Annotated in this window: 10 protein-coding genes, 1 tRNA gene and 2 pseudogenes; 9 read left to right on the top strand and 4 right to left on the bottom strand. The window is 56.1% G+C overall.

Annotated elements, in window-relative coordinates; all coding sequences use genetic code 11:
* Position 1 precedes the first annotated feature (1 nt).
* Positions 2-1210, bottom strand: coding sequence for a type II secretion system F family protein (locus IAE38_RS10895; RefSeq protein WP_201217567.1), 1209 nt, complete (start codon positions 1208-1210; stop codon positions 2-4).
* A gap of 211 nt (positions 1211-1421) precedes the next feature.
* Between IAE38_RS10895 and IAE38_RS10890 the strand changes: the two genes are divergently transcribed.
* The 6 genes and pseudogenes from IAE38_RS10890 to IAE38_RS10865 all read left to right on the top strand — a co-directional run bounded on the left by IAE38_RS10890 (position 1422) and on the right by IAE38_RS10865 (position 8161).
* Positions 1422-1832 (top strand): pilin, encoded by a 411-nt coding sequence (locus IAE38_RS10890; protein ID WP_201217566.1) that lies wholly within the window; start codon positions 1422-1424, stop codon positions 1830-1832.
* 70 nt (positions 1833-1902) lie between these two features.
* Positions 1903-1978: transfer RNA gene (locus tag IAE38_RS10885), tRNA-Thr, on the top strand.
* Between the two features lie 164 nt (positions 1979-2142).
* Positions 2143-3471: pseudogene (locus tag IAE38_RS10880) on the top strand (tyrosine-type recombinase/integrase).
* Positions 3472-4366: 895 nt separating this feature from the next.
* Complete coding sequence (locus IAE38_RS10875) at positions 4367-5347, top strand: integrase domain-containing protein (protein ID WP_201217564.1); 981 nt, start codon at positions 4367-4369, stop codon at positions 5345-5347.
* Complete coding sequence (locus IAE38_RS10870; protein ID WP_201217562.1) at positions 5344-5628, top strand: hypothetical protein; 285 nt, start codon at positions 5344-5346, stop codon at positions 5626-5628. Before IAE38_RS10875 ends, IAE38_RS10870 begins: the two co-directional genes overlap by 4 nt.
* Before the next feature lie 175 nt (positions 5629-5803).
* The gene (locus IAE38_RS10865) at positions 5804-8161 is read left to right on the top strand and encodes an NACHT domain-containing protein (protein WP_201217561.1); all 2358 of its coding nucleotides are present in this window, start codon (positions 5804-5806) and stop codon (positions 8159-8161) included.
* A 486-nt stretch (positions 8162-8647) separates the two neighbouring features.
* Here IAE38_RS10865 and tnpC read toward each other — a convergent pair.
* The 3 genes and pseudogenes from tnpC to IAE38_RS10850 form a co-directional block, all read right to left on the bottom strand.
* Positions 8648-10111: pseudogene (gene tnpC, locus IAE38_RS10860) on the bottom strand (IS66 family transposase); the annotation flags it as partial.
* Between the two features lie 18 nt (positions 10112-10129).
* Positions 10130-10489: an IS66 family insertion sequence element accessory protein TnpB gene (gene tnpB, locus IAE38_RS10855; protein WP_060483656.1), complete on the bottom strand. Its 360-nt coding sequence runs from the start codon at positions 10487-10489 to the stop codon at positions 10130-10132.
* Between the two features lie 123 nt (positions 10490-10612).
* On the bottom strand, positions 10613-11959 hold the full coding sequence (locus IAE38_RS10850) for a phospholipase D family protein (RefSeq protein ID WP_201217559.1): 1347 nt from the start codon (positions 11957-11959) through the stop codon (positions 10613-10615).
* Between the two features lie 623 nt (positions 11960-12582).
* On the opposite strand from IAE38_RS10850, the gene IAE38_RS10845 reads away from it, so the two are divergent.
* The 3 genes from IAE38_RS10845 (at position 12583) to IAE38_RS10835 (ending at position 16562) form a co-directional block, all read left to right on the top strand.
* Positions 12583-13098 (top strand): sigma-70 family RNA polymerase sigma factor, encoded by a 516-nt coding sequence (locus tag IAE38_RS10845; protein ID WP_201217557.1) that lies wholly within the window; start codon positions 12583-12585, stop codon positions 13096-13098.
* Complete coding sequence (locus tag IAE38_RS10840; RefSeq protein WP_201217555.1) at positions 13095-14060, top strand: FecR domain-containing protein; 966 nt, start codon at positions 13095-13097, stop codon at positions 14058-14060. The genes IAE38_RS10845 and IAE38_RS10840 overlap by 4 nt, the downstream gene beginning before the upstream one ends.
* Before the next feature lie 78 nt (positions 14061-14138).
* Positions 14139-16562: a TonB-dependent siderophore receptor gene (locus IAE38_RS10835; RefSeq protein ID WP_201217554.1), complete on the top strand. Its 2424-nt coding sequence runs from the start codon at positions 14139-14141 to the stop codon at positions 16560-16562.
* Positions 16563-16721: the final 159 nt, after the last annotated feature.

Below are 16721 nucleotides of genomic sequence, written 5' to 3'. Positions count from 1 at the left end.
GTCAGATCAAACTACCCAGCTGAAAAATCGGCAGGTACATGGCCACCACCAGGCCACCGACCAGCACCCCCAGCACCAGCACGATGGCGGGTTCCAGCAGGCTGGTCATCTGGTCCAGCGTCTGGCTGACCTGTTCTTCATAATGGCTGGCGGCCTTGTCCAGCATCTGGTCCAGCGTGCCGCTGGATTCGCCGATAGCCGTCAACTGCACCAGCAACGGCGGGAACAACACCTCCCCAGCCATCGCCCGATGCAGCCCCAGCCCATTTGCCATATCCTGACGCAGCCGTAGCACCGCCCGCTCGTGCAGCTCACCGCCGCACACTCTGGCCACCGTGCCCAGCGCATCCAGCAACGGCACGCCCGCCGTGTACGATGTCGCCAGGCTGCGCGCAAACCGCGCCAGGGCCGCCTGCCCCAGCAGCGCCCCGAATACAGGCACCTGCAGCGCCCTCTGCGCCCACCACAAGCGCACCGGCAGATGCCGCCTATACAGCTGCCGCAAAGCCACACCCAGCCCCACTGCCACCAACAGCAGCCAGGGTGCATGCCGCCCAAACCCCGCCGCCAGGTCGATCACAAATTGCGTGAACGCAGGTAACGCTGTATTCATGCCTGCGAACAAAGACTCGAACTGCGGAATCACCTCCAGCAACAACACCGCCGACACCCCCAGCCCCGTCAGCAACAACAACAACGGGTAGATCATCGCCTTACGCACCTTCTTCTGCAGCGCCCGCCGCTGCTCCAGCATGCCGGCAAGCTGTTCCAGTTGCCGGTCGAGCGTGCCGGACTGCTCACCCACCCGCACCAAGTTGCAGTACAGCGCATCGAACCATCCCGGGTGACGCTGCAGTGCATCCGCCAGCCCAAGCCCCGCGTGCAAATCCTGTTTCAATTTACCCAGCAACTGCGCCTGCCCCGCATCGCAACCACTGCGGCCCATCACCTCCAGTGCCTGCAGCAGCGGCACGCCGGCCTTGAGCAACGTCGCCAGTTGCCGGCTGAAACCCGCCGGGTCCGCCTTCGCCTGCCGCTTGGGCAACCCCAGCACCAGCCCGCCAGCAGGCCGCAGACTCACCACATTGATGCCTTGGCGGATAAGCCCCGCCCGCACATAGGCAGGGCTGCGCCCCGCCGTTTGCCCAGTGACCGGCGTGCCGTGGGCATCCGTGCCACGCCAGGTATAGCGCTGTGTTGTTGCGTTCATAAAAAGGCCTTTTCTGCCCGTGGGACAAGCCTGGAAACAGCTTGCCCCGTCCATGGAAGGGCGCGCGTCCGTGATGCTCACTAGAGTAGATCAGCGATGGCGAAGCCCACGCAGGCAGGGGTGACAAAAGGTGTCTGTTCAGGCCTACTGCGCCGCTGCCGGTGGGGCGCGCCGGCTTTCTAGTGCATGCGTATCGAAAAGGAAACTGTTCATGAAAGGGCAACGCGGTATCACCCTGATCGAACTGATGATCGTTGTCGCGATCATCGGCATTCTGGCGACCATCGCCTTACCGATGTACACCAACCACCAAGCCCGCTCCAAGGCCGCCGCCGGCCTGCTGGAAATCAGCGCGCTCAAAACCCCGATGGACCTGCGGCTGAACGACGGCCGCGACGTCACCGACGTCGCCAGCCTGGGCGGCCAACCCACCACCGCACACTGCGCCATTACCGCCAGCGGCAAGGCCGCAGACGCCAGCGCCAGCATCGTCTGCACCCTGGTCGATGCCCCGGCCAATGTGCTGGGCAAGGCCCTGACGCTGACCCGTTCTGCCAGTGGTTGGGCGTGCAGTACCGACATCGAAGAAGAGCTGGCGCCCAAAGGGTGCAAGGCGCCGTAAGGGCAGGGGAATAAGCCAGCGGAAACAGAGGTTTGCGTAACGGGTGCGGCGGTGGTACGTTGCGCTACACGCCGGTGTAGCTCAGTCGGTAGAGCAGCGCACTCGTAACGCGAAGGTCGCAGGTTCGATTCCTGTCTCCGGCACCACATCCAGCTCCACTGCATTCCGCTGAATGCTTTGGAAGCCCTCTAAACCGGCCTTCTGGCCGGTTTTTTGTTTCCACGACCCTCCGTCGGGAACCAACAAAAGCCCCAATAACCGGGGGTATTTTTGGGGTACAGCGTCTTTCCTGCATGGAGAACGTACCCCTATGCCACGCCTAGCCACTTCGCTCAGCGACCTCAAATTCCGCACGGCCAAGCCGTATGATCGCGCTTACAAACTGTTCGACGGCGGGGGCATGTAGCTGTACGTCACGCCCTGTGGCTCGAAGACTTGGCGGCTGCGGTATTTCAAACCCAACGGCAAGGAGGGCACGCTGATCATCGGCAAGTACCCCATCGTTTCGTTGGCCGTTGCGAGGGCCAAGCGCGATGAGGCCAAGGCCCTGTTGCTCGACAACCTTGATCCGATGGAAGAAAAGCAGAAGGCCAAGATCGCAGCCCAGCGGGCGAGCCTTCTCTTTGAAACCGTTGCCCTGGAGTGGCACGTCGAAATGTCCCGGCGCTGGACCGAGGGCCACGCCAAGACGGTGCTGAGCAGGTTGCGCACCCATGTGTTTCCACTGATTGGTCAGCGGCCTATCGCTGAACTCGACACCCATGATCTGCTTGAGGTCACCCAGCGGATCAAGGATCGCGGCACCATGGATGTAGCGCTGCGTGTGCAGAACTATCTCTCCACGATCATGCGGGGCGCGAAGCGGGCGCGGCAGATCACTCAAAATCCGGCGCTCGATCTGGCGGGCTCGATTCAAGCGCCGCGCACCGTGCATCGTCCTTCACTCTCGCTGAACCGTCTTCCTGAGTTTTTGAGCCGAATCGACAACTACACCGGTCGCGAGCTGACTCGACTCGCAGTGCTGCTGGCGCTGCATAAGTTCGTGCGCTCCAGCGAACTGCGCTTTGCACGATGGGATGACTTCGACCTGCAACGTGCAATGTGGGAGATCCCCGATACTCGCAAGCCGATTGAAGGCGTCCGCTATTCCACGCGTGGGACCAAGATGAGTGGGGACATCCAGATAGTGCCGCTGTCGCCTCAAGTCATCGAAATCCTTGAACAGCTACGCAGCTTGAATCGGTTCTCTGAACTGGTGTTGCCCGGTGACCACAGGTACTGGAAACCCTTGTCGGAGAATACGGTTAACCAGGTGCTGCGCAATATGGGGTACGACACCACGAGGGACATGTGCGGGCATGGCTTCAGGACCATGGCTTGTAGTGCCTTGCTTGAATCGGGGCTGTGGACGGACGCGGCGATTGAGCGGCAGATGAGCCATCAGGAGCGTAACCGCGTGCGTGCTGCATACATCCACAAGGCCCAATTTCTGGAGCAACGTCGGTTGATCATGGCGTGGTGGAGTCACTACATCGATGCCAACAGATCGGGCCATGTCACCCCGCATGAGTTTGCCCACCCGGTAGGCGATAACGTCACCGCCTTGCCAAATGGCCATGGCGCATTCAATCGCGGGTGAGCCTGCAAGATTGGCGCTGGCTGCTCTTTCAGGCGGGTCCATCCAAACAGGGCTGCAAAGCCGCCCTGTTTGGATGGACCTCACTTTGAAGAGCTAAAAGCCACGACGTTGTCCGGGATTTACCACGGAATTCCACCCGTGGATAACCGCTTTTCAGGTCCCAAGTAGCGCTGAATTGGGGCCCTTGACCGGGTTTATCCACAGGCGTAGAACTGGCCGTGCAAGCGCTGTCGATGACAGCATCCCAGGTGACCCGAACCTTCAAGGTCACGCCGCTCACGCGGTGGTTCTTCCCAAGGGCGATTAGCATTCGGCAGCTCGCCCGGTCACTGCCCATGTGATGAATGCTCTTTCACACATAGCGCTCGTGCGCCAGATACTCCGTACCTCGCTGCCCTGCAGCAACCTATCCGCTTGGCCAAATTTTTGCGCCAACCTGTGCCCGTCTCTTTCTTCTGGAAAGAGACGGGCACTTCTAACGCTGCTGCAGCCCTGATCGCACAAGGCTCTGCGGCAATCCCCATCGTGACAATCGGCGTGACAAACGCCGATGTCACCAGCAACAGCGCTGTAGATGATGGTGCCGCAGACCACGGAATGGACTGCACCTGACTGACAGTCAGGCATGCCCCGGTCATCGCATTGCTGCGTTCAACCGGCTCAGGATCTTCAGGCGCTTGTTTAGTCAGCCAGCACTGCCTCTACCCGCCCATCGGCAACGGTGTTCAGGAGGCCAGATCATGAGATGCCCTTGCTCCGGGTTGTAAGGAGCCGCCAGTCCCGCGTACAGGACATTCCCCACAGGTCGCAGGGGCCTTGATCCCTGATAACACTCAGCATTCTTGGCGGGATGACGTGGGGCGAGGGTCGGAGAACAGGCGATGAGGTGATCGACATGGCATTGGTAGGTAGGCGGGATGGCCGCAATTTCGGCTACGGCAGGCAACTGAGCTATGCAGGGCCGCAGGCGTTGAAAGACATGTTCGGCGGCGGCCACTACGGCACGGTGAAGGCACACTGTGATCGGTGGCAGGCATTCGTCAGATGGTGCCGCTCCGAACAAGGGGCCGGTATCAATGATGCGCGGCAGATTGATCGGAAGGTATTGGCGGACTATGCGGCGTACCTGCGTGACGTGGTAAGGCGCGGTGACCTTGCTGTCAGCACCGCACAAAACCGCCTATCCAGCGTTAACAGGACAATGGCGGCGCTGCGCGGTGATCAGTGTGTGAAATTGCCCAGTCCGAGCAAGGCGTTGGGAATGCAGCGCACCGGAGTCCGCCAATCGGCTCCGCAAGGCCAAGACCGCGATCAGGTTAATGAGATCGTCAATGCGCTTTGCCGCAATCATCAGCAACGGGCCGCTGCAATCGCTCTGTTGGCGCGAGCCACCGGCATGCGCTTGCGTGAGGCGATCCGAGCCGACTTGCCACGGCTGAGCCGTGAAGCTGAAGTCTTCGACAAGATCAATATCCAAGACGGCTCTAAAGGCGGCCGCGCCGGCGCCTCGGCGCCACGTTGGATTGCGGTGGACGAGCATGTTCGAGGTGCCATTGAGTTTGCAAGGCAAGTGTCGCCTGTGGGTAGCCGCAACCTGATCGCACCCCACCAAGCCTACCTGAATGTCCTGCAAGAAATCATCCGCCCTGCGCGAGACATCCTGCATGCACACAACCTGAAAGGCTTCCATGAGCTACGAGCGGCATACGCATGTGAGCGATATGAGCAAATCACCCAACATAGCGCGCCTATCAACGGCGGCCAATGTTGCCAGGTAAACAGGAACCTTGATCGTGAGGCCCGGGAGCAAATCAACTACGAGCTGGGGCACGGTCGGATCAATGTGGTCGCTGCCTACGTCGGAGGGCGGACATGAGTAAGCAATTCGACATGGAACTGTTCTTGACTGGAGTGCTGACGGGGTCGCACGCAACCCAGCAACGTCATGTACGACAGGCGAAAATCATCCAGGCTGAGATTACAAAGCGCTGGCAGCTTGAAACTCCTTGGGGTTGGCAGAGAAAGCATGTGGCTTGGTTTCTCGATCATCGCCTCGGTAACCGCAGCGAGGCAACGCGTTACTACTACTTGCTGACCGTGCGGTTGCTGGTTAGCCGATTGCAAAAAACATGGGTATTCGGATCGCCAATTGACTGAGTGATCGCGCTGAGTCAGCAACCCTGCTGTTTACTCGTTAAGTGCGCGCTCCCCAGCATTTAGTTTGGGGCGCGACTAAAATTAAGCCGGGAGAGGTTGGAATGTTTTTTGGCTGTACATATATACAGTCATGGTTAAGTGCGGAGAGCCTTTCAAGCTGCTACGGAGTTGCGATATGATTGCATATGGCCACCAATGCGCCATCACGGTAAAAGGCATTTTCATTAAAAAAGGCCCCCTTCGCATGGACGTACAAAAATTAAATCGGCTCAAAAAGCTTGAGCGAGAAGTGCAAGATTTTCATCCGCTGCTACGGGTATTATTGCATAGGTTGCCATACATCAGGAATTTAGAATATAACCAAGGGCCTGGTGAAAAGGGGGCGGATTTTGTATTGGAAAAAGTCGATGATGTTGTAGATATCACTACCTACGTCGGCGTCATTGTTAAGATTGGAAAAATCAAACTTGATTTTCAAGATATAGAGCGACAAATTGATGAGTGCGGCATGGAGCGCACATTCGATAATGGTAAGAAAAAGATATTTCTAAGCGAGATATGGATAATCACAAATGACGCCATTACCGAGCATGCTCAGCAAAAGATTCATCATAAATTTAAGCAGACCAAAATTATTTTCTTCGATGGAGAGAAAATTGCGGGGCTTATTGATAGGTTTTACGCTGAGTACTGGACTGATATCAGCATCAGTCTTGGGGAATACATAAGGAAGCTTCGCAGTTTTTCTGAAGGGCTAACTAGAAACTCGGCAATTTTGGAATTTCAGGAAGATATTAATATTGAGCAGCGAGTTGTTCGCGTCGGAAGAAAAGTAAGGCCTGATCAGGGAAGAAAAAGTAAAGACCTCCAATCTACAATTCATGATGCTATTAAAAACGAAAAAGCTATTTTCCTCGAAGGATTTATGGGGGCGGGGAAGTCCAATCTTGTAAAGCGGGCAATTGAGCGCATGACTGAGCCTGCCATAATCAATAACGAGAAAGTTATTCCAGTGGGTATGACTTTCAAAGATTATCTGGAAGCTTATCACGGCGATGTTGATAAAATAATTGCCAAGGTTGTTGATGAGTCTCAAACTGATCCTGAAAAGCATACTTACGTTATCTTTATCGATGGGCTTGATGAAGTTCCGCTTAGCGAGGAAGCTCGCCAAGATCGCCTTCGCGCTATTAGTTCAAATGTTAGGTCAAAAAACAATGTTAAAGTAGTAGTTACCAGTCGTCCAATCGAAGACCTGAAAGAAAAAAATGAAATTGACAGATTTTTTTCTCGATTCCAGCTTATTCCTCTAACCACAAAGCAACTTTTAACCTTTATTGAGAAGGCTTGCGATAATCCGGTCGCTCTCGAACGGCTTACTGCCGGCATGGAAAGGTCCGCCTTGTTCAGGCATTTGCCCAAAACGCCAATCTCTGCGATTTTACTGGCGAGGATAGTTAAGGAGGACCCTGCAGAGCTTCCATCTACTATGACTGAACTCTACTCTAAGTATTGTGAATTGGTTTTAGGGCGATGGGATATGAGTAAAGGACTACAATCCCAAAAAGAGTACGAGGTGATTGATAGCGTTTGTATGGATCTTGGAGCATATGTAATCGAGAACGGGCTCAGCGATGTTTCATCTCGTGAAGTTCTTGGGTTCTTTGAGCGCTACATAGCAGAGAGAAACCTGAAAATGGATCCTGCTATTATATTTGATAAGTTTCTGGCTAAGAGGGAGGTTTTTAAATATAACAACAGAAATCTAGCGCTATCATTTAAGCATAGGACATTTGCCGAATATTTCTCAGCCAAAAAAATGCTGCGTGAGAATGCGGCTCTGGTTCATGACAGGGTCTTTGATCCATATTGGTGTACGGTTTACTTTTTCTTGGTTGGTCTGAAACGGGACTGTCCAGACTTGATGCGGGAAATTTTTGGGGTAGCTAATCTTACTCCGCAGCAAGAAATTGTTAAAGTCTTTCAAACCGGGCAATATCTTTTGGCTGGGCACCTGACTCCCTATAAAGTCATCCAAGAAGGGTTGAGCGGCAGCTTTAGACTTGCAGCTAGAATTCTGGACGATGCACTTCAAGGGAAGAATCCGCTGTCAAGTCTACCTCCGGTCCAGCTCATATATCTCTTGGCGCATGGGATGAGCCATACCTATGGCTATAACTATTTTGAAGATGCTATTGGTGAGGGGGTGTTGGAAGTGGTGGAAGTATCTGGTGATGACCGGAGTCTTTATGAGTTGTTTTTCCTAGCAACCACAAATGCCTATCTTGGAAAAAACTCCGCGTTTGAGTCGTTGATCAAGCAGCACGGAAAAAATCTTCCAGAGTTGCTGAAGCTGGGGATTTCTCATTTCAACGATGATTTTTCGCTGAAGTCTGATGTCACCGCGAAGTATGTCAAAAAGCTTCATAAAAGCCTACAGTCGCGTGGTAATTTTCACGAAATTATCGCTAGCTTTTACGATATTTCTATTGCGGAAACTTTGGGTAAGCAAGAGATTATGCCTGCGGGTTAAAATTGTAAGGACGTTTGCTGTTGTCCGCTCGGATTGTTGTTAGGTGGCGTCAATCATAGTTTTCAGCCTATGTCCAACCATTACGGGAGCGAATACAGTGCGGAAGGTATTGCCGATCATCCATATTTTAAGTTTTCCCTGACAAGGGAGCACCCACTTAGCGGATCCCTCTTGACCGCTTCCTGATGGGGTAGTGGTATCGGGAGGGATGTGGGTAATTTAAATACTTGGGTGATACTTAATTTTTTTGCGATTTTCGAATAAGAATATAGGCGGCTGGATGCAAAGCGGCTCAGTAGTTAAATAAGTGAGCGCACAGTCAACGTGAGCACCCTGGAGATACCTAAGAGTGCAAGAAGACAGAAAAAGAAAGTAAGCGCTCCATGAACCCCACCTAACCAATAATGGGCAGAGCACCTAGCTGTGTATTTGAGGAGTGCAATTCCACGGTAGCAGCGCTTCGTAGTTTTCCACTGAGCACGCCTACGGCAGGCGTTCCAGTGCGTGGCGCAGCCACGCATAGGGCTCTTGGCCGTTGGCTTTTGCCGTCTCTACCAGGCTGTAGAGTTGTGCGCTGGCAGTGGCACCTTTGGGCGTGTCACTGAACAACCAGTTCTTTCTCCCGATGACAAACGGGCGGATCGCACGCTCGGCTGCGTTGTTGTCGATCGGTAAGCAGCCGTGCTCGACGTAGCGTTCCAACTTGCTCCAGTTGCTGGCCAAGTAGCCGATGGCCTTGCCCAAGGCATTCTGCGTCGTGACTTGAGGTTGCGTTTTTTCTACCCAGCTTTTCAGCTGAGCCAGCAATGGCAGGCTGCGCTCCATGCGGGCAGCCTTACGATCTTCATCGCTGCCGTCCTTAAGGTCGCGCTCGATGCCATACAGCTTGTTGATCAAATTCAGGGCGATGTCTGCGCGCCCGGTTTTACCCTTGGGCTGCACTTTCTGCGCTTCGACGAACTTGCGGCGTGCGTGCGCCCAGCAGCCCAACCGCTCCACGCCGTCCTGTGCAGCCAGCGCGTTGTAACCGGCGTAGTCGTCGGTCATGACATAGCCGCGGTAGCCATCCAGCAGGCGCGTCGGCACCTCCTGCGCTCGGCTGGTGGCGTAGTCGAAAAGGATCACTGGCCGATCAGGTGGGCCGCCGGTTTGTACCCACATCCAGGATTGGCTACTGGGCTCACGGCCAGGCTCCTTCAACACCTGCACACGTGTTTCATCACAGTGGATGATCCGACCGCTCAACAGGCTTTCGCGCATCAGATTCAGCAGCGGTTGGAAGTGCTCGCTGCATTGAATCACCCAGCGCGCCAGGGTTTGGCGCGGGATATCGATACCGTGGCGCCCCAACACTTTTTCGAAGCGATGAAGCGGTAGGCCGTCTACGTATTTGATGGTCAGCAGCATGGCCAGCACACTAGGGCTAACCATACTTTTCTCAATCACTTGGGCAGGCTTGTCCGCCGTTACGGGCGCTGACTCGCAGTCGCGGCAGCCATACACCTTGCGAACATGTTTGATGACGCGAATCTGCATCGGGACGATTTCAAGCTGTTCGCTGACTTCTTCACCAATGGCATGCTTGCGGCAGCCACAAGCGCACGTCAGCTCATGCTCGGGCAGTTCGTGGACAACTTCGATACGCGGCAAATCAGCCGGCAGTGGCTTACGTTTGCCACGGCGCTTGGTGGGTGCAACGACTTCTTCGTCGCCGGCCTCATCCAAGGGCTCAGCCAGGCTTTCCGCTTCGTCGAAGAGCGGCAACTGTGGCGTCGCCGCATCGCCTGTCTGCTCGCTCTTGCGCCCGAACAGGCGCTGGCGCAACAGCGCAACTTCCTCTTCGAGATGAACGATCTTACCCTTGTCCGATGCGCGCTCGTTGATCATCTGTTCAAGCAGTTGCTTGAGCAGAATAGGATCGTCAGGAAGGTCTTCGGGCATGGAAATCATGCCGCGGATTATACCGAATCAGGCGACGTATCGAGGCGTCAAAACCTGATGCGGACGGTTACGCCAGAGGTCGAAGCCGTCGAGCAGCCAGTTCAGCTCCTGGACGGTCAGGATAATGACTTCGTCAGTGACATCGGGCGAGGTTTTGAACCGCTCTGACTCCAAGCGCTTGAGCCATAGGCAAAAGCCGTTGCGCTCCCAATACAGGATCTTCACCCGGTTGCGCGGCTTGTTGAGGAAGACGAAAAGCACCGGATCGAACACCGCCACTTTGATATCGAGCTCGACCAGCGCGGCTAGGCCATCGATGGACTTTCGGAAGTCGACGGGCTTGGGGTAGAGGTACACTTTTTCGACTTTGGCGTCGGGTCGCATCATGGTGAGCGAGCTCCAGAATGAAATCGGGAGCACAGCATCGGGGATCAGGTAAGCGCTTTGAATGTGGGGTTCATGGAGCGCTTACGATTGTTTAGCTATACCATACGCAGCATACTGAAACCTTTAGTATATGTGAACGTCGTAGCCTAGCGCCCTTAACCCCTTACTGGTTCTGCCGTTACGTGGCGGGCACAACTCGGGACGGGCCCATCCTGCAAGTTCTGCGATTTGATTGTTCCCAAAATGAGGGAATCTTCTTGCTGAGTTATGCACCACCTCAAACAGCCTTGCCGGAATGTCACTTGGAGAACCGCCATCAAGCACAAAGGCTAAGATGTCTAAGACTGTTTCACCCCTTTCATTTTGCTGTCTAAATAGTGTTTTGGCGAATGCCTTAACACGGTGCGCCTCAGTAACGTCCTGCACTTCCCTCAGACCTAACTCCTCAAGCCTCATACGACGCACGTGGTCTACGGTCGAGTGGTTGGCCTGCAGAACCTCAGAGAACTCCTCTAGTGAAAGAAACCTTACCTTGTTTTTTTCTAGATAACGACGTATGACAGGGGCTCGGACGTGACAATTCACGTCTTCACTGGATGGAGGCGCGTCCAGTCCAGACCACCACTTCAGCGCAGCCAGCATGCTTGCGGTTGGATCTCTCCTATTTTTCTGATAGTGCTCATCAAATGGGTGACGAACTCCATCAACCACTTTATTGTAGTAGAAGGCGTGTAGAAATTGGTCCGCTTGCCAAGCCGCAGGCACATCTTGACTGAGCCACCTTGGACGATAATCCGGGGCTTTATGCGCAATATCTCGCAAAACGGAGAGCCCGTTGCGCCATTCCTTAATGAAAGATTCCTTGCGAATATCAAAAGCTTTATCGGAGCTCGTAAACGCCGGGCCTTCCCACCTCTTGATGCTCCTCAAACTCTCCGACCCGCGCTCAATTTTTTGCAGGTCTTTTTCTCTGAGTCTAAGAATCCTCTCTTGTTCCTGGATTATTTCCTCCGTCAACTGTTGTGCCGCATCGCAGGAAATCAAGGATTCAAAGAACCCCTCTATATCAGTTATTTGTCCATTGGCCTCTAGGTCCTGCTCTGGGATAAATACGCCGAACTCAATATTAGTGACCCAGGCACGGTCAGTGAGATTTGCGGAGCCAACATATACGCCATAGTTCTTCCACCAAATTACCTTAGCGTGAAGGACATCCGGAATAAGAATGCAGAATATATTGTTCTCGCTGTTTCGAAGCAAGAATCTAAGGAGACGAGGATCTACCGGAACCGTATGGTCGTATCGCATCCATATGTCAAGTCTACGGCCGTGCTCCACACAATTTTCCACGAGAGTAGTTTCATCACTCCCGTAAGCAATAGCTGCGCGAACCCAATCAATTTGAACACTTTCGTCGGGAAGCGCATTTCTGAGAAAGTTTCCATTCAGTTTGTTTGCGTAGAACTTCATTTTTCCCTCCGTGGCAAAATGCTGGTGTCTGCCGGGTGATCAAGCTAAATGAGCAAAACCGACGCACCAGCCCTGAGGGTACGAAGTAGTCGGCAGTGTGTCTACGTTCAGTTGAGGTTTAGCGTTTCCGTCCTGAATGACAGCTTATGGCCGATCGTCGCCCTCCACCAAGAGCCGCTTTGGGTCGTTTCTGCCGTTCCTTACGTACCACTTGAAGTGGGTGGGAGGAGCCTCCGCAGTTCCGATTCGATTCCACTGAAAGCCATAACTAACTGATTTGTCTACAGATACCTTATGAGGTACATCAAAAAATCCACCAAATTCCAGCCCCGCGAAAACCGGGCGATCACGGCCAACAACCGTCCGTCTGTCTCTGCACCAGTCCAGGTTCCAGCGAAGGCCACCAAAATCTCTGGAACCCCGTAAAACCCACCTTTTGGCGGTTTTTTCATTATGGCATTCCGTCGGACCCCATTCTTCCAACCAACTGCCAAACCTCCCCGCTCACCTATTTCTGCGACACGACGTGCCACGGGCCGCCGTCTCTCCTCCTTTCCTCCACTTGCCCGATAATACCCCGCCAATTACAATTGCTAACAATTCCCATTAACAAGCATCCTCCCATGCCCCCAGCCAGCCCGCTAGAAACCCTCTATCGCGACCATCACAGCTGGGTGCGTCACTGGCTCCAACGCAAACTCGGCAACGCCCACGAGGCCGCAGACCTGGCTCATGATGTATTCGTGCGGGTACTCACCCGCCCGAAAGCCTTCACCGATGCCACCCACGCCCGAGCCTACCTCGGCCGGGTATCGCGCAATCTGTACCTCGATCTCTGGCGCCGGCGCAAAGTCGAGCAGGCTTACCTCGAAGTGCTGGCCGGCCAGCCCGAGTCCTACCAGCCATCGTTGGAGCACCAGGCCATCATCCTGGAGACCCTCACCCAACTGCAGGCGATGCTCGACCGCATGCCTGCACGGGTAGCCCAGGCTTTTTTGCTGGCACAACTCCAGGGCCTGACCCAACGGGAGATCGCCGTGCAGTTGGGCGTGACCGAACGCAGTGTCAGTACCTACCTGGCCAAAGCCATGTACCGCTGTTTGCTGCTCGAAGCCGAACTCGACGGCGCGTTGCCATGAGCCACAGCGCCGACCATGCCGCACTGCAAGCTGCCGCCCACTGGTTTGCTCGCTTGCATGGCGCCCCGGCGGATGCCGAGCTACAGCAGCGCTGGGCCAGCTGGCTGGCCGAAACGCCCAGCCACCGTGTCGCCTGGGGTTACGTGGAGAGCATCAACGCACGCTTTGGCCTCGTGCAAGGCGACAGCGCGCAGCAGGTATTCGGCGCGCTGCAGCAACGCCGGCAAAGCCGCCGTCAACTGCTTGGCAGCCTTGGTTTGTTGGGCGCTGGTACTTGGTTGGGGTGGCAAAGTTGGCAGCAGGGTTGGGTGAGTACGCCCGCCGCTTGGCTGGCCAGCTACCGCACAGGCTTTGCTGAAATCCGCGCATTCACGCTCGAAGAAGGCACGCAGGTATGGCTCAACAGCAACAGCGCGCTCAGTGCCAGTTTCAGCGGCCAGCAGCGAAGCTTGGAGTTGTATGCAGGCGAAGTGCTAGTGCACACCGCTCGTGACCCACGCCCGCTCTACCTGCACACGCGTGCCGGCCACCTGCAAACACAGGACGCGCGCTTCAGTGCCTGTGTGCAGGGGGGGAATGCTCTGCTCACCGTGTTCGAGGGGGCGGTGCAAGCCACCTGCGCTGATAGCCACGCCACACGCCAGGTGTTGGCTGGCGAGGCACTGCGCTTCGATGCGCAGCAGTTGCACGCCAACCAAACCGCGCAAGCGCAGCGGCACCACTGGCAGCGCGGTGTGCTGGTCGCCGACAACACTCCGTTGCGCCAGGTGCTCACCGAGCTGGGCCAGTACCGTCGCGGTCATCTGGGCATGGCGCCGGCGCTTGAGCCGCTGCGAGTGGTGGGCACCTTCCCCTTGCTCGACAGCGACCGTGCCCTGGCCATGCTGGAGCGCGTGCTGCCAGTGCGCCGCGAACAACTGCTGCCCTGGTGGGTCACGCTTGAGCCACAAGCGAAAAGTTAAAAAATATTTTCTGCTTTTGCAGCGCTCGTTCGCTTGGTGGGTTGAAGCCACCCATTGAGCACATCGCAAGGACTCAGCATGCACCCGAACTATCGCGCCCCATTGGCCATGGCCATGATGCTGGCCATCAGCGCCCCCCAGGCTGTCGGCGCCAACCAACAGCAAAAGCGCTTCAACCTGCCCGCCGGCCCCTTGGCGCAGCAATTGAACGTGTTGGCCCGCCAGGCCGGGGTGCTGTTTAGCGGCGATGCAGCGCTCACCGCCGACCGCCGGAGCCAGCCGGTGGTGAACGCGCAGGGTGTCGAGCAAGCGCTGGCCCAGATGTTGGCCGGCACCGGCCTCACCGCCTTGCCCAGCGGTAAAGGCGAATTCCAGCTGGCCGAACAGCCTGATGGCGACGCTGTGCAATTGGGTGTGAGCTATGTCGACAGTAGCGGCCTGGGTGAAACCACAGAAGGTACCGGTGCTTACGCCACGCATGCAGTCACCCTCGGCAAGGGCACGCAAGCGCTGAAAGACATCCCGCAATCGGTGAGCGTGATTACCCAGCAGCGCATGCAGGATCAAAGCCTGACCACCCTCGATGAGGCCCTTGCTCAAGCGCCCGGGGTATCGGTGTACCAGACCTCGGCACACTCCACGCGCTACATTTCCCGCGGCTCGGAGATCACCAGCTTCCGTGTCGACGGCGCCCCGCCTACAGAGGCCTGGACCTACGGCGGGAGCAAAGAACTCGATATGGCGATGTTCGACCGTATTGAAATTCTGCGAGGCACCGACGGGCTGTTTTCCGGCGCAGGCGAGCCCGGTGGCTCGGTGAATCTGGTGCGCAAGCGCCCTACGGTGGCGCCGCAGGTGCTGGTCGAAAGCTCAGTGGCGAGCTGGAACAACTACCGCGAAATGCTCGATGTCGGCGGCCCACTGGGTTTTGACGGCGCACTGCGCGGGCGCTCAGTGCTGGTGAGCAATACAAGCGACCAGTTTTACGACCGCGCCCGCCTGAACACCAAGTTCTTTTATGGGGGACTGGAGGCGGACCTTGGCAGCAGTACGCAGCTGCTGCTGGGCACCACGTACAACGACTACTACAAAAGCGACCAGGTGTACGGCCTGGTGCGCAGCATCAACGGCGCCGATCTGCACCTGCCGCGCAGCACTTACCTGAGCGGCGCTAACGACCGCACCGACGGTTTTACCAACAGCGCGTTCCTGCACCTTGACCAGCAACTTGGCGACCACTGGGCTGCCGCGCTGGATACAACCTACACCGTGGATAAAAACAGCTCTGGCAGCTACAACTTCTCCGGTGCAGTGATGGATGACGGCTCCGGCGTCAGCGCACAATACGGCTATCAAAATCCGGTAGCCACCAGCAAAACTTTCGACCTCAACCTCAAGGGCAGCGAGCGGTTGCTGGGCTTCGACAACGACTTTTTACTCGGATGGGACTGGACTGACACCGATACCCACGGCAACTACTACACCGGTGGCGATAACCGCGAGATCCCCAACATCTTTACGTTCAACCCACGGGAATACCTGCCGGCTGACCGTCTCGACTGGAACGGCGAGGACGATTCCCGCACGCGCCAGTCGGGCGTGTATGGTTCATGGCGCCTGCACCTCACCGACGCCCTGAGCACTACACTGGGCGGGCGCTACAGCAACTACAGCAACCGCTACGCGTTCTATGACGGCGACACCTACGACATTACGCCCTACAATGATCGCCGTGTATTCACACCTTTTGCCGGGGTGAGCTACAACCTCAACGAACAGTGGACCTGGTACGCCAGCGGCAGCGAAACGTATAAATCTCAGGCCAATTACATTACCCCGGCACGCGCCGCGCTGGACCCTGTCACCGGCACTACCTACGAAACCGGTATCAAAGGAGAGCTGCTCGATGGCAGGGTAAATACCTCCCTCGCACTGTATTACACCAAGCGCGACGGCCAGGCCTCACAACTGTATCGCGCCAGCGGCAACTGCTGTTACGCCGCTGCCGGCGAGATGGTCAGCAAGGGCATAGACTTTGAAATCACGGGCGAACTGCTCGAACGTCTGCAAGCCACAATTGCCTATAACTATAATCAGGTCACCAATAGCGACAGCATTACTCGCAACCTCGACAGCAACTTATTGCAGCCCAAGCACCAGGCCAAGTTGTTCGCCGCATACCAACTCAGTGGGCCCTTGGCCAAGCTCAAGATCGGCGGCGGGGTTACCGCCCAATCGCCTACCGCAGTCAAAGGTGCGGTGTACCAGCGCAACAACACGGGCGACTACGTGCTGGTGAGCAGCGATTTTGCCTTCAGCCAGGCCGGCTACAGCGTATGGAATGCGTTCGCCAGTTACCAGGTCAACTCAAACTTTGACGTCGCCTTGAACCTGAACAACCTGTTCGACAAACGCTATTACAGCACGGTGGGTCGGTCGGGCTATGGCAACTTCTATGGGGAGCCGAAGAACTACGTGGTGACCTTGCGAGCGAAGTTCTAACCGTTCCCGGAAGTGGGAACGGGACGGGGCTCGGTACGTTGAGTACCCGATGGCTGGCAATGCGGCACCGCTCATGGCGCGTGTCTACCACCGCACGCGCATGGCCTTTGCGGCAGGCCTGCAGGCACGCCCGACCACATGACGATTCCTTCACAGATC

It is taken from the genome of Pseudomonas sp. S32, from assembly GCF_016648095.1.
In the GTDB taxonomy this organism is placed as follows: domain Bacteria; phylum Pseudomonadota; class Gammaproteobacteria; order Pseudomonadales; family Pseudomonadaceae; genus Aquipseudomonas; species Aquipseudomonas parafulva.
This window is presented reverse-complemented; position numbering and strand designations above follow the sequence as displayed.

What these genes read in the sequence shown, in the direction of transcription:
- IAE38_RS10890 (WP_201217566.1), top strand. Translation starts at nt 1,422, where the DNA reads ATGAAAGGGCAACGCGGTATCACCCTGATCGAACTGATGATCGTTGTC.
- IAE38_RS10840 (WP_201217555.1), top strand. Translation starts at nt 13,095, where the DNA reads ATGAGCCACAGCGCCGACCATGCCGCACTGCAAGCTGCCGCCCACTGG.
- IAE38_RS10870 (WP_201217562.1), top strand. Translation starts at nt 5,344, where the DNA reads ATGAGTAAGCAATTCGACATGGAACTGTTCTTGACTGGAGTGCTGACG.
- IAE38_RS10850 (WP_201217559.1), bottom strand. Translation starts at nt 11,959, where the DNA reads ATGAAGTTCTACGCAAACAAACTGAATGGAAACTTTCTCAGAAATGCG.
- IAE38_RS10875 (WP_201217564.1), top strand. Translation starts at nt 4,367, where the DNA reads ATGGCATTGGTAGGTAGGCGGGATGGCCGCAATTTCGGCTACGGCAGG.
- IAE38_RS10895 (WP_201217567.1), bottom strand. Translation starts at nt 1,210, where the DNA reads ATGAACGCAACAACACAGCGCTATACCTGGCGTGGCACGGATGCCCAC.
- IAE38_RS10865 (WP_201217561.1), top strand. Translation starts at nt 5,804, where the DNA reads ATGATTGCATATGGCCACCAATGCGCCATCACGGTAAAAGGCATTTTC.
- IAE38_RS10845 (WP_201217557.1), top strand. Translation starts at nt 12,583, where the DNA reads ATGCCCCCAGCCAGCCCGCTAGAAACCCTCTATCGCGACCATCACAGC.
- IAE38_RS10835 (WP_201217554.1), top strand. Translation starts at nt 14,139, where the DNA reads ATGCACCCGAACTATCGCGCCCCATTGGCCATGGCCATGATGCTGGCC.
- tnpB (WP_060483656.1), bottom strand. Translation starts at nt 10,489, where the DNA reads ATGATGCGACCCGACGCCAAAGTCGAAAAAGTGTACCTCTACCCCAAG.